General features: G+C 44.5%; 11 protein-coding genes. 2 read left to right on the top strand and 9 right to left on the bottom strand.

Going from position 1 to position 13,021, the window contains the following annotated elements:
* Nucleotides 1–600 precede the first annotated feature (600 nt).
* A complete protein-coding gene (locus NL645_RS17400; RefSeq protein ID WP_005379248.1) occupies nt 601–1,218 on the bottom strand; it encodes a cytochrome c in 618 nt (205 codons plus the stop codon).
* Nucleotides 1,219–1,377: 159 nt separating this feature from the next.
* Between NL645_RS17400 and yihA the strand changes: the two genes are divergently transcribed.
* Nucleotides 1,378–2,037 (top strand): ribosome biogenesis GTP-binding protein YihA/YsxC, encoded by a 660-nt coding sequence (gene yihA / locus NL645_RS17405; protein ID WP_104971129.1) that lies wholly within the window; start codon nt 1,378–1,380, stop codon nt 2,035–2,037.
* Nucleotides 2,038–2,785: 748 nt separating this feature from the next.
* Here the strand turns inward: yihA and polA are convergent.
* From polA to hemB, 3 genes are all read right to left on the bottom strand, one after another.
* Nucleotides 2,786–5,572: a DNA polymerase I gene (gene polA / locus NL645_RS17410; protein WP_253652110.1), complete on the bottom strand. Its 2,787-nt coding sequence runs from the start codon at nt 5,570–5,572 to the stop codon at nt 2,786–2,788.
* A gap of 620 nt (nt 5,573–6,192) precedes the next feature.
* On the bottom strand, nt 6,193–6,627 hold the full coding sequence (locus NL645_RS17415; RefSeq protein WP_012841227.1) for a GNAT family N-acetyltransferase: 435 nt from the start codon (nt 6,625–6,627) through the stop codon (nt 6,193–6,195).
* Nucleotides 6,628–6,754: 127 nt separating this feature from the next.
* A complete protein-coding gene (gene hemB, locus NL645_RS17420; RefSeq protein WP_031777176.1) occupies nt 6,755–7,816 on the bottom strand; it encodes a porphobilinogen synthase in 1,062 nt (353 codons plus the stop codon).
* 184 nt (nt 7,817–8,000) lie between these two features.
* On the opposite strand from hemB, the gene NL645_RS17425 reads away from it, so the two are divergent.
* Nucleotides 8,001–8,762: a TatD family hydrolase gene (locus NL645_RS17425; RefSeq protein WP_253652111.1), complete on the top strand. Its 762-nt coding sequence runs from the start codon at nt 8,001–8,003 to the stop codon at nt 8,760–8,762.
* 460 nt (nt 8,763–9,222) lie between these two features.
* Here the strand turns inward: NL645_RS17425 and tatC are convergent, their stop codons facing one another.
* The 5 genes from tatC to NL645_RS17450 all read right to left on the bottom strand — a co-directional run bounded on the left by tatC (nt 9,223) and on the right by NL645_RS17450 (nt 13,010).
* On the bottom strand, nt 9,223–9,975 hold the full coding sequence (tatC, locus tag NL645_RS17430; protein WP_005379234.1) for a twin-arginine translocase subunit TatC: 753 nt from the start codon (nt 9,973–9,975) through the stop codon (nt 9,223–9,225).
* A 68-nt stretch (nt 9,976–10,043) separates the two neighbouring features.
* On the bottom strand, nt 10,044–10,442 hold the full coding sequence (gene tatB, locus NL645_RS17435; RefSeq protein WP_005382959.1) for a Sec-independent protein translocase protein TatB: 399 nt from the start codon (nt 10,440–10,442) through the stop codon (nt 10,044–10,046).
* 3 nt (nt 10,443–10,445) lie between these two features.
* Nucleotides 10,446–10,691, bottom strand: coding sequence for a Sec-independent protein translocase subunit TatA (gene tatA / locus NL645_RS17440; protein WP_005382958.1), 246 nt, complete (start codon nt 10,689–10,691; stop codon nt 10,446–10,448).
* A gap of 52 nt (nt 10,692–10,743) precedes the next feature.
* Entirely contained in the window at nt 10,744–12,378 is a 1,635-nt protein-coding gene (gene ubiB / locus NL645_RS17445; RefSeq protein WP_006741774.1) for a ubiquinone biosynthesis regulatory protein kinase UbiB, read from the bottom strand.
* Nucleotides 12,375–13,010, bottom strand: coding sequence for an SCP2 domain-containing protein (locus tag NL645_RS17450; protein ID WP_253652112.1), 636 nt, complete (start codon nt 13,008–13,010; stop codon nt 12,375–12,377). The genes ubiB and NL645_RS17450 overlap by 4 nt, the downstream gene beginning before the upstream one ends.
* Nucleotides 13,011–13,021: the final 11 nt, after the last annotated feature.

Consider the following 13,021-nt stretch of genomic DNA (forward strand, 5'->3'; position numbering starts at 1 on the left):
TGGTGCACCAATGATCCCTTTGTTTTTCGAGCTTTCCCTGCCAAAAAGAGTTGTTTTTCATCTTCCTGATGAGTTTTGGCTATCCGTTTACTTCCTGTCTACTGAGCAACTTCCTGTGCCTGATCCGTTTCACTGTCTTAACCGTCAGACGAGATGACCATCCTTATCAGATAGGCTCCCTACCTATCTAAACCCCTTTCTAAATCACCAAGCATCCGAGCTACATCCTTGGAGACCTAAACCGTGGTCTAAAATCCTTACATTCACCCCCTGTGAACGACTTCTACTTTACGCCATCCCGCGATGCTCACAAGTAATGGGTTGAAAAAATAATCCGCCTATTTTCTAAAAATATCAAAATTGTCATTTAATCAAAAACTTAAAAACACTAACAAGAAAAAGCCAACATCAAGTATGGCAAATGTCTCACAAACTGCCGAGCCAACTATCGCTTTCGCATCCAAACTCGACTGTGATATCTGTCACGAACAAAAATGCCCTAGTGGATTCACTAGGGCATTTTTGTACAAGTTGCTCGAACGATGTAGGGACATCTACCCAACCAGCTCAAGATGCAGGATCTTGAGCGATTTAGGTATATTAGTGCAGACCGCCAACGTATTTAGACAGTACTTCGATATCTTCGTCTGTCATTTTCTTCGCGATGTCGCGCATCATGGCATTCATATCATTACCACGGTCGCCATCACGGAATTTTTCTAGCTGAGCTTTGATGTAGTCAGCATGCTGACCAGAAATTTTCGGGAAACCTGAAAGCTCAGTACCATTGCCACGAGGACCATGACATGCAATACATGCGGTTAGGCCACGCTCGGCATCACCGGCGGTATAAAGCGTTTTGCCTTTTGCTACCACATCTTCAGGTGTTGAGTTTTCTGAAACTGGTAGCGAAGCGTAGTAAGCAGATAGGTCTGCGATATCTTCATCGCTCAGTGGCATTGCCATACCACTCATTACAGGATCGTAACGACCTTGTTTACCACCACTTGTCATGCCTAGCTTAAGTTCTTTTAACTGCTTCTCAAGATACTTAGCGTGTTGGCCTGCGAGTTTCGGGTACGTTGTTATTGCACTGTTGCCATCTGCTCCGTGACAGGCGACACAGGTTTGTGATTTTGCTTTACCAGCCTCAATATTACCTTGGGCCCATACTGAGCAACTGGCTAAAAGACTCAAAATTAGCGCTAATTTCTTCATGACATTCCATTATAATTATCAAGCTTCCAGTACCACGGAATGTGAACATACCGCGTACACTCATGGTACAATAGGCGACCTTATGCCGAGCACGGTTATTTTACACATTTTCACAAAAAAGTAATCAATCGACTACACAAAGTCGAGATGGAGTTAACAGTGAGCGTAAAAATTCATTACCAAAATACGCATTTCATCACCAGCGCACCCGATATTCGTCACCTACCGGAAGACGAAGGTGTCGAAATTGCGTTTGCAGGACGCTCAAACGCTGGTAAATCGAGTGCACTTAACCGTCTAACTAATCAAAAAAGCTTAGCCAAGACATCAAAGACACCTGGTCGTACGCAATTAATCAACCTTTTCAAAGTAGAAGAAGGTTGTCACATTGTCGATCTACCTGGGTACGGTTTTGCTCAAGTACCGGTAGAGATGAAAAACAAATGGCAGAAATCTTTGGGTGAATACCTACAGAAACGCGAGTGCCTAAAAGGCTTAGTGGTTCTGATGGACATTCGTCATCCAATGAAAGATCTCGACCAGCAAATGATTTTCTGGGCCATCGATAGCCACATTCCTGTGCAAGTTTTGCTAACCAAAGCAGATAAACTAAAAAGTGGCGCACGCAAACAAACCCTGCTGAAAGTTCGCAAACAAGTGGAAACTTTCGGTGGCGACGTTTCCGTTGATGTGTTCTCTTCCCTTAAAGGATTAGGCGTTGATCAACTGCGCGCAAAACTGGATACCTGGTTTGCACCGGCGCTCGCGCACCTGATAGAAGAAGACGAACTGGATACCCCAACAAGCGACGAAGAATAATTAACAATATTTGTTAAATTTTTTCGACACGGCCCTACCATTTGGTGGGGCTTTTGTTTATCTGAGCTAAATAACAGGCAATAAAAATCCCCACCTTCCTGGCAGGGATAACGGGAGAGAAAAATTGGTAATTATTGTTATGTGACGAAGCATTGCTGAACTATCGGATGATTTCAATAGCTTAAAAAGCCGCCTAACTTTAGCTTTCGCTTAATCAACTCACAGCCATAACCAATAAAGAAAATACAATTCAACAAGTTATACAGAAATCTGCCCATTTTCCCTTCAACTTAGTTTCCTTCAAGAAAAAATCATAGTGTGATTGGCATAAATTTACAGACTGAATAGTTTGCGAGTTTTTGAAGAAAATTGGAGTGTAGACAATAGGTTAAAGGTGGGAGAAATATAAAGACAAGTCGTTACCAACCCAACACATTGAACAAAAAGAAAAAATTTCTTTCGCCCAATAAAAAACGCCCCAGTCAAAAGCTGACTGGGGCGGCTGAATCAGCCTAATCCAATAACGTGAAACAAAAGGTCTGAAAGATAGAACATCTTACCTCTGTACCCTACGAGTATTAATGTACAACAATTGGTCAGAATTGCAAAGAATTTTTGTAGTTTTTTTTCATGAAATTTTTATTAAGCAACATCAAAGTTAACTTTGCGCTAGCTTTTTTAATCGCAAAAAAAAGCCAGCGTTTGTGCGCTGGCTCATAATTAATTGGTTATTTTGGTCTAAAAGTGACTAATGAGCTTGATCCCAGTTGTCACCGTGCCCTGCTTCTGCAACCAACGGTACTTTTAGCTCTGCTGCAGATTCCATCAATTTCTGTACTTTACTTTCAATTTCGGACAATGATGACTCTTCAACTTCAAAGACCAATTCATCGTGTACTTGCATTAACAACTTCACACGGCCATTGCCTTCTTCCTGAATCCACTGATCAACCAACAGCATCGCTTTCTTAATGATGTCCGCAGCCGTACCTTGCATCGGTGCGTTGATTGCCGCACGTTCAGCAGCTTTACGACGCATCCCGTTGCGCGATTTGATTTCTGGTAAATGCAAACGTCGACCAAAAATCGTTTCGACATAGCCCTTATCTGCAGCCGTGCTGCGCGTGTCTTCCATGTACTGCATAACGCCAGGGTAACGCTCAAAGTATTTATCCATGTAGGCTTGTGCTTCGCCGCGAGGGATACCAAGCTGCTTCGCCAAACCAAATGCACTCATGCCATAGATAAGCCCGAAGTTAACGGCTTTAGCACGACGACGCTGCTCGCTCGATACTTGTTCAATATCCAGACCCATAATTTCTGCCGCAGTTGCCGCGTGAATGTCTTTACCATCACGGAAGGCATCTAATAACGCTTGGTCGCCAGAAAGGTGCGCCATGATGCGCAGTTCGATTTGCGAGTAGTCGACCGCTAAGATCTTATGCCCAGATGGTGCGACAAACGCTTGGCGAATACGACGGCCGGCTTCGTTACGAATTGGAATATTTTGTAAGTTCGGATCGGTAGAAGATAGACGACCTGTTGCGGTTACTGCTTGATGGTAAGAAGTATGCACACGCCCTGTTGTTGGGTTGATCATCTTCGGCAGCTTATCCGTGTACGTCGATTTAAGCTTCGCCAAACCGCGATATTCCAAAATCAATTTTGGCAGTGGGTAATCTAGCGCGAGTTCTTGCAGAACTTCTTCATTCGTCGATGGTGTACCTGATGGCGTTTTCTTCACCACCGGTAAACCCATTTTTTCAAATAGGATGGCTTGTAATTGCTTTGGCGAGTTCATGTTGAACTCTTGCTCTGCAATTTCATACGCTTTCTTTTCAAGCTCATCAAGGCGAGCGGTAATCTCGACCGACTGCGCACTCAGCTTCATTTCGTCAATAAAGACCCCGGTGCGTTCAATGCGCGAAAGAACTGGCACCAACGGCATTTCAATCTCTTCGTACACTGTCTTCAGGCTTTCATCCTGCTCGATATTCGCAAACAAGCGATTGTGCAGACGAAGGGTCACATCCGCATCTTCTGCCGCGTATGGCGATGCTTGTTCCAACTCGATTTGGTTAAACGTAAGCTGATTTTTGCCTTTACCTGCAATTTGCTCAAAAGAAATGCAACTATGTTGTAGGAAGCGAAGCGCCAAGCTGTCCATATCGTGTTTACCGCCGACACTGTTGTAAATGTACGATTCCAACATCGTGTCGTGCTTGATACCTTTTAGCTCAATGTCATAACGAGCCAATACAGACGCATCATACTTTAAGTTTTGACCAACTTTTGCTTTCGCTGCATCTTCAAGAATTGGCTTAAGCTGTTCTAGAACCCAATCACGATCAAGCTGTTCAGGTGCATCTAGGTAGTCATGTGCAACAGGCACATAAGCGGCAATACCTTCATCGACAGCGAATGACAAACCAACTAAGTTCGCTAGCATGTAATCTAGGTTGTCGGTTTCCGTATCAAACGCAAACAACTCGGCCGTTTGAAGTTTGTCTAGCCACGCATTGAAGGTTTCTTCATCCAGAATCGTTTCATATTGGCTACGGTCGATTGTCACTGCGGAAGTTTCCATCTCGGCATGAGAAGCAGAGGCTTGAGCAGAGCCTGCAAGCTCAACAGCTTCTACCGACCCAGAACCACCTTCAAGTAGCTCGTTCAACCAAGATTTAAACGTCAGTTGACCATACAACTTCACTAGTTCGTCTTTATTTGGTTCCGCTTTCAGCAGTGATTCTGGCGTTTCTTCAAGTTCAACATCCAATTTAATGGTTGCGAGCTCGTACGACAGCATGGCATTTTCTTTGTTATCGATGAGCTTCTTCGCCATGGTTTTAGAACCACGGAAGCCAAGCGCAGCAATGTCATCGAGATTTTCATACAGCTTAGTCAGACCGCCAATACCTTGCAGTAGTGCGGTCGCTGTTTTGTCACCCACGCCTGGTACACCAGGGATGTTATCTACTTTATCGCCCATCAGCGCTAGGTAGTCGATGATTAACTCAGGTGGAATGCCAAACTTTTCAACCACACCTTCACGATCCATCACGACGTTCGTCATGGTGTTGATCAAGGTAATATTATCATCCACCAACTGCGCCATGTCTTTATCACCAGTACTGATCAATACAGGCATGCCCTTTTGTGATGCTTGATACGCCAACGTACCAATGACGTCATCTGCTTCGACACCAGGAACGCAGATCAGTGGTAAACCCATCGCGCGAATAACATTGTGCAATGGTTCAATTTGGCAACGCAGATCATCCGGCATTGGCGGACGATTAGCTTTGTATTCTGCATACATATCATCACGGAAGGTTTTTCCCTTCGCATCGAAAACCACCGCGATGCGCTCAGACGCAAACTGACGCATCATGCTGCGTAACATGTTCACGACACCGTAAACGGCATTAGTTGGAATTTCACCATTGCTCATGGTGCCCGGGTAGGCGTGAAAAGCGCGATATAGGTAAGAAGAGCCGTCGATAAGGATCAACGGATTTTCAGGAATACTTGCCATAATTGTCTGTATCCAATTCAGTACTTGAGAGATCTGCCTAGGATGCCATGACTGCTGAGCCGAATCTATCTTGTTCGCTCGATCTAGGTCGCGTAAATTTTTCGATTTTATTCACGAAGATAACCTCACCCTGTGGATAACTCTGTTTATAGAAATTATCCACTGGTTATCCAATGATAGAAAACACACAAAACACGCGCGTTAAGTTATTGTTTTTAAATGTTTATTTTATAAAACGGCGAGAAGATCAACGATCCTTAAATGATCATCGTGTGTGGAAAAAATACGAATAGTGACGTCAAATAGAAATCGTAGAAAAGAAAAAAGCGACCCGAATGGGGTCGCCTAGCAGAAGTGGTAAAGCAAATTCTGTAAATAGAGCAGCTTAACCAAGAAGCTATAAATTACACTGGAAGCAATGTGAGCAATGTCGTGTCAAAAAGAATTCGTGCAAGTTCTCGGAAAAATGTTTCATCACTTCTCAACTTTCAGTTAATCAACTTCTGTTAATAAGTCATTCAACGTCCTTGTGAACTCTTCCTCATTCCCTAAGACAGGTTTAATAATAATGATTCTCATTTCGTAGTCAACAGTTAAATGAGAAAAAATCTCATTTATTTTCACATCGCTTTAATGAAATGAACTCGAGATTCACGAAGATTAATTTTTTCTTCAAATTTTTCAATGATATAGCCATTCCTCAATAACAATCGAAGCATAGCAGGAAACTGATTTCGAGATTTCACTTTTAACGTGTTATAGCCTTGCTCAGCCGCCCAATCTTCTTGTGCTTCCAAAAGCAATTGTGCCACGCCTTCATTTCGAGCCTCAGGAACAACACCACCCAACCAGCTATAGAAAACACCATCCTCTAATTCGTAACCTATTTTGAAGCCGACAATCGTGCCATTTTTTTCTGCAACGAGGATTAAACTGTTTTTCTCTTCTAAACGTTGAGTCATGGAGTCTACCGTTTCTCCTTTCGAAAATTCGGTAACACGTGCCACAACTTGAAGTGCTTCTTCCAATGTACCTTCACGAATCAGCATTGTCATTGTTCTCTTCTCCAAAATAAAAATACCCAAGCACCTTGGATTGTTACTGTTGTAATCCGCCTGAGGTTACTTGGGTATATACAGACGAACAACTCTTGTTGGTCTGGTGTTTCTCACTGAGCGATAATTACTCTTCAGTCGCTTCCGGAGTACGATTTAGGTGTTGAGCAGTTTGTGCATTCTCTTCTGCCAACCACTCAGCCACGTCTTTCGCAAAGTACGTTAAGATGCCGTCAGCACCTGCACGTTTGAAGCACAGTAGTGATTCCATCACAATTTCGCGCTCTTTGAGCCAGCCATTCATGATCGCCGCTTTATGCATCGCGTACTCACCAGACACCTGATAAGCAAACGTCGGTACCTGAAGTTCGGTTTTAACTCGGCGAACTACATCTAAGTATGGCATACCAGGTTTAACCATCACCATGTCCGCACCTTCATTGATGTCTAGCGCCACTTCATGGATCGCTTCGTCAATGTTTGCTGGGTCCATTTGGTAGTTTTTCTTGTTGCCGCCTTTTAGATTTGAAGAAGAGCCAACCGCATCACGGAATGGTCCGTAGTAGTTCGACGCGTACTTAGCCGAGTAAGCCATGATTTGTGTATGAATGTAGCCCGCATTTTCTAATGCTTCGCGGATCTTACCAATACGGCCATCCATCATGTCTGAAGGCGCGACTACGTCAGCACCCGCTTCTGCATGAGACAAAGCCTGCTTAACCAGTACTTCCGTGGTTTCATCATTCATTACGTAGCCATCTTCATCGATGATGCCGTCTTGGCCGTGCGTCGTGAATGGGTCAAGTGCCACGTCTGTGATCACACCGATTTGAGGAATATGTTCTTTAAGCGCACGTACTGCTCGCTGAACCAAACCTTCTGGGTTGTAGGCTTCAGTAGCACATAAGCTTTTAGCGTCTTGGTTTACGACAGGGAAAAGCGCGATTGCTGGTACGCCTAGATTTGCAAGGTATTGCGCTTCTTCTAGCATTAAATCAATCGACAAACGCTCTACACCCGGCATGGACTCCACGCTCTCACGACGATCTTTACCCATTAGGATGAACATTGGGTAAATCAGATCATTAACAGAAAGTTGGTTCTCAGCCATCAAACGACGACTAAAATCGTGCTTACGTAAACGACGCATACGGCGTGCAGGGAATGGACCTTGAATTGATACAGACACCATTTTCTCCTTGTCTGGACGGTTATGATGATCAAATCATCTGGTGAACAAAATCATATCACTCTTGATGCATGTTGCGAGTGACAATCTGGAAAAAGGTAATGAAAAAAACTGAAAATGACCCAGCACTCACACTCAAGTATACTTCGAATACGAAACCAACCATGAAGCACAGAGAGTAACGATGATCGATACCCACGCGCACATCTATGCCAGCGAATTTGATAACGACCGCGATGAAGTAGTACAACGCGCCTTAGCGCAAGGCATTAATAAGATCCTGTTGCCAAACATCGATCTGGACTCTATTGAGCCCATGCTACAAACCGAAGCGGCATATCCTGACGTGTGCCACTCAATGATGGGACTCCACCCTTGCTATGTGGATAACAACGTTGAGCAAACGTTGGAAATCATCCGCGGCTGGTTTGAGAAACACAAGTTTATTGCGGTGGGCGAAATTGGTATCGACCTGTATTGGGACAAAACCTATCGCGCCGAGCAAGAGATGGCGTTCGTAGCTCAACTTAACTGGGCAAAAGAGATGGATTTACCAGTCGTTATCCACACTCGTGATTCGATTGAAGAAACACTCACTTTGCTAAGACAAGAGCAAGATGGTCTTCTGCGTGGTGTATTCCACTGTTTTGGAGGCAGCTTAGAAGAAGCGCAAGCAATCAATGAGCTAGGCTTCCACTTAGGCTTGGGTGGCGTATCGACCTTTAAGAATGGCGGGATGGATAAAGTCATTCCACATTTGGATATGCAGTGGGTCATTTTAGAAACCGATTGTCCATACTTAGCGCCTGTACCGCACCGTGGTAAGCGTAATGAACCAGCCTACACTTCTCTCGTTGCACAACGTGTTGCCGACTTGCGTGATGTCGATGTCGCAACTATCGATGCAATAACGACTGAAAATGCCAAAAAGCTGTTTAATATTTAATTCACGAAAATTGAAAAAAGCGACGAAATCAACGTCGCTTTTTTATTACCTAAACTATTGAATGAATGATTCAACCTATTGAAATAATAGAACAACCCACACAAAGTTATTGATAAACATAATAATTAACTAGCAACTCTACTTACCTCTCATATCACCACTTTACTTCGTCTGTTTTGCAAAACTGTCGACAATTAGACATATTCTTTTTCTATACTGCTTTATGCCCATTAATTAGCACAAATGTAAAACAGCATGAATATGGAAGTTGAAGTGTGTACACATGGTGCTTACTTACAACGCGTACCGCGCAGTTTTTTTCAAAAGCTGCTGGGCATCAAGGAAGTATACGTATGCACAAAGTGTGGTTACGTCATGAAAGTTAAGTAGTTAGCCCAAGAAACAAACCAACCGCAAAAAAAGCGGCTCAATTGAGCCGCTTTTCACATCTAGATTAGCCTTATTCTTCGGTTTCCGCTTCTACCTCTTCGCTTCGACGAGTATAAAAGCGCGCGAAGAACAAACCGACTTCAAACAGTAAACACATCGGAATAGCGAGTAAGGTTTGCGAGATCATGTCTGGTGGCGTTAACACCATACCTACGACAAACGCCGCCACAATGATATAAGGCCGTTTCTGTCTTAGATCTTCTGGAGTGGTGGCACCAGTCCAACACAACAAAATGATCGCAACAGGCACCTCAAACGCGATGCCAAACGCCATAAATAGTGCTAGGACAAAATCGAGATAGCTAGAAATGTCGGTCGCAAACTCTACACCACCCAATGAGATAGCAGTAAAGAAGCCAAACACTAGTGGAAACACCACAAAATACGCAAATGCCACACCGCAATAAAACAGCAGTGAGCTGGAAAACAGCAACGGCATAATCAAACGACGCTCATGTTTGTATAAGCCAGGAGCAACAAAGGCCCAAACTTGATACAAAATAAACGGCACCGCAATAAATACCGAAGCGATTAACGTCAACTTCAGTGGCGTGAAAAAGGGTGAAGCCACATCCGTAGCAATCATGGTCGCGCCTTCAGGTAGACGCTCTACTAAAGGTGCGGAAACAAACTCGTAAATGTGGTTAGAGAAATAAATTAGTCCGACAAACACCACCAACACTGCCAAAATTGAGCGCAGTAGTCGGTTGCGAAGCTCCAACAAATGACTAATTAAAGGTTGTGTCTGCTCGACGGTAGACATGGCAAACCTCTTATTAAAAACCAGATCAAAAAGGAGCTACCAATCACTAGTAGCTCCTCCTAATGAGACTATTCGGCTTTCTTATCTGCCGCTGTAACCTTGCTCTCTTCCGCTTTCTCTACCTTTTCTGCTGCTGGCTCTGTTTTTACAGGCTCAGCCTCTGAATCGGTGTTCTTTGCGTAAGGACGATTTACAGATTGCGCTGCCTTCTTCAATTCTTCGACTGAAGATTTCAACTCAGGGGACAAATCATCCATCCCCATTTGCTCTGCTTTGCGCAAGTTTTCTTGCAGCTCTTGGACTTTCAGCTCGTGTGACAATTCGTCTTTGACGCTATTTGCCATACTCTTAGCGGCACCGATAAAGCGAGACACGCTGCGAATAGCATGAGGCAAACGCTCCGGCCCAAGAACGACCAGACCAACAACAGATATTAATACCAGTTCCCAAAAACCGATATCAAACACGTTTTACGCCTGCTCTTTGTCTTTTTTCGTTTCAGGAGCAGCTTCTTTTTTCTGCTGCTCTTCTAGACTTTTTGGTTCGAAGTCTGCGTCTTTGTCATTTTTCGCAGGTTCATCTTCGCTCATCGCTTTTTTGAAGCCCTTAACGGCACCACCCAGATCGCCACCGATACCGCGTAGTTTCTTAGTTCCGAATAGCAATACAACAATTACAGCAATGATTAGAAGTTGCCAAACACTGATACCACCCATTCTCTTTACCTCGGGTCTTTAAATAAACAAAAATATTTCAAGAGTTTAACGTCTATTGACGATAAGCTCGCCAACTAAGCAGCCAAAATGTGACACCTGCGATACCGCTGGCCAACGAAAGCTGCTCAAAAGCATTGTTCACCAATATTGCCGAGCATACGACTAAAGTGGCGCCAACGCCAAATAAAAACTTTCCTGTCGCCTGCTGGCGCTTGCTCTGACGATACCCTTGATAAAGCTGATCCATGCGTTGGTTCATCGCTTTACCTTGTTTCAGGCTATCGTAAAGCAGCTCTGGCAGTTCCGGTAACTTCTCCGCCCAAAATGGTGCGCGATCTTTAATTGCATTCACCAAAGCTTGCGGGCCCACTTGATTCATCATCCATTCTTCAAGGAATGGCTTTGCGGTCTCCCACAAATCGAGCTGCGGATATAATTGTCTACCAAGCCCCTCAACGTACAGCAGCGTTTTTTGCAGCAGCACTAATTGAGGTTGCACTTCCATATTAAAGCGACGTGCGGTGTTGAACAGGTTCAACAGCACATGTCCAAAGGAGATTTCACACAGTGGCTTAGCAAAAATTGGCTCACACACAATGCGAATCGCGAACTCAAATTCATCGACATTGGTATCTGCCGGAACCCAGCCTGAATCAACGTGCAACTCCGCCACTCGGCGATAGTCACGATTGAAAAACGCGAGGAAGTTTTCCGCCAGATAACGCTTGTCTTCACTATTAAGTGTACCAACGATTCCGCAATCTAGCCCGATCCACATTGGGTTCTCTGGATGTTCGGGTTTGACGAACACGTTCCCCGGATGCATATCGGCATGGAAGAAGCTGTCTCGGAACACCTGAGTGAAGAACACACTCACGCCGCGCTCAGCGAGCAATTTCATATTGGTGCCATTTGCTTTCAAGCCATCAATATCAGAGACTTGAATGCCATATATTCGCTCAGAAACCATGACAGTTTCATTACTGAAGTCAGGAAAAACTTCAGGAACATACAATTCTTCGCTGCCTTCAAAGTTGCGGCGCAACTGAATGGCATTCGCCGCTTCACGTCGTAAGTCGAGTTCATCAAGCAATGTTTTCTCGTACTCACGTACAACTTCAACCGGTTTCAAACGACGTGCTTCAGGCATCGCTCCGGCGACTATACGCGCCATTCGGTGCATCAGTTTTAGATCTGAATCAATGACCGGGCGAATATCTGGGCGGATAACCTTTAATACCACTTCTTGGTTAGAGTCTTTTAAACGCGCAGTATGCACCTGAGCAATCGACGCAGACGCCAGTGGTTTGATATCAAACTCGGTAAACCAGTTTTCTAACGGGCCACCTAATGCTTGCTCCATCTGCTTTTTTGCTAGCTCACCATCAAATGGCGCCACTTGGTCTTGAAGCAAAGCCAGGGGATCAGCAATGTGCGGAGGAAATAAGTCACGGCGCGTTGACATCATCTGACCGAACTTAATCCAAACTGGCCCCAGCTCTTGCAACGCTAAACGCAGGCGCTCACCAAGTGGTTTTTCTGGATGCTTGTTCTTAATCCAGAACAAGCTTTTGCGCAGTAATAACGGAGCTTTGGTCAGTTGGTGATCGGGAAGCAGCTCATCTAAGCCGTATTCCAATTGTACTTTGGCGATGTGGTATAAGCGCTTTAGTTCTGCTGGCGTCATGGTTTCTCCAATGCCGACTTATCTGCATCCAGCTTATTCAGCAAAGCAGTCAAGCGTGCTTCAACGCGAGAAGCCTGGCTGCGAACCTCATCAACTTGGTCGCAGAAATAGGCCACTTCTAACGGAGCGGGAGCCAGTTTCCATTCTTCAGTCACTACTTGCGCAAGATGACGCTGGTGTTTTTCTGCTTGAGACGCAAGAAAGTTGCCGATGTTTTTTGAACCTTGCACAAAGGTATGTGCGGCGACATCGCCAGTCACGCGAGACAACCACTCTTCAACATCTGGTTTGCAATCCACCATCAACTGAGAGAATTTCTGCGCCAATTGAATATCGCCTTCAAGCTCAAGTTTATCTTGTTTAATAAGGCGAGTGATGTTGGCCTGATCACGCAGCTCTGGCAACACGCTCAAGTTGAGCGATAAGTAGCAGTTTGGCTGTCCTTCATAATGACCGAGCACATCAATTTGCTGACTAAAAACAAACGTCAGTGTTTTATTGATCTCTTTCAGGTGAACTTGAATAACTTGACCCTTTAGACGCGCTAAACGACGGCCCAATGCAGGGTCGTCTTTGATCAGAGTATTCAGTGACGTTTCAATCACAGCGGTGATAAGTGGTTCAAATGGCATGCCGTTAACCC

The sequence above is a fragment of the Vibrio sp. Y51_MX_L26 genome, assembly GCF_024181935.1.
Taxonomy (GTDB): domain Bacteria; phylum Pseudomonadota; class Gammaproteobacteria; order Enterobacterales; family Vibrionaceae; genus Vibrio; species Vibrio diabolicus.

Bases quoted from the DNA above. Each gene is read 5' to 3' on its own strand.
- NL645_RS17400 (WP_005379248.1), bottom strand. From the start codon at position 1,218: ATGAAGAAATTAGCGCTAATTTTGAGTCTTTTAGCCAGTTGCTCAGTA.
- polA (WP_253652110.1), bottom strand. From the start codon at position 5,572: ATGGCAAGTATTCCTGAAAATCCGTTGATCCTTATCGACGGCTCTTCT.
- NL645_RS17415 (WP_012841227.1), bottom strand. From the start codon at position 6,627: ATGACAATGCTGATTCGTGAAGGTACATTGGAAGAAGCACTTCAAGTT.
- NL645_RS17425 (WP_253652111.1), top strand. From the start codon at position 8,001: ATGATCGATACCCACGCGCACATCTATGCCAGCGAATTTGATAACGAC.
- tatC (WP_005379234.1), bottom strand. From the start codon at position 9,975: ATGTCTACCGTCGAGCAGACACAACCTTTAATTAGTCATTTGTTGGAG.
- tatA (WP_005382958.1), bottom strand. From the start codon at position 10,691: ATGGGTGGTATCAGTGTTTGGCAACTTCTAATCATTGCTGTAATTGTT.
- ubiB (WP_006741774.1), bottom strand. From the start codon at position 12,378: ATGACGCCAGCAGAACTAAAGCGCTTATACCACATCGCCAAAGTACAA.
- NL645_RS17450 (WP_253652112.1), bottom strand. From the start codon at position 13,010: ATGCCATTTGAACCACTTATCACCGCTGTGATTGAAACGTCACTGAAT.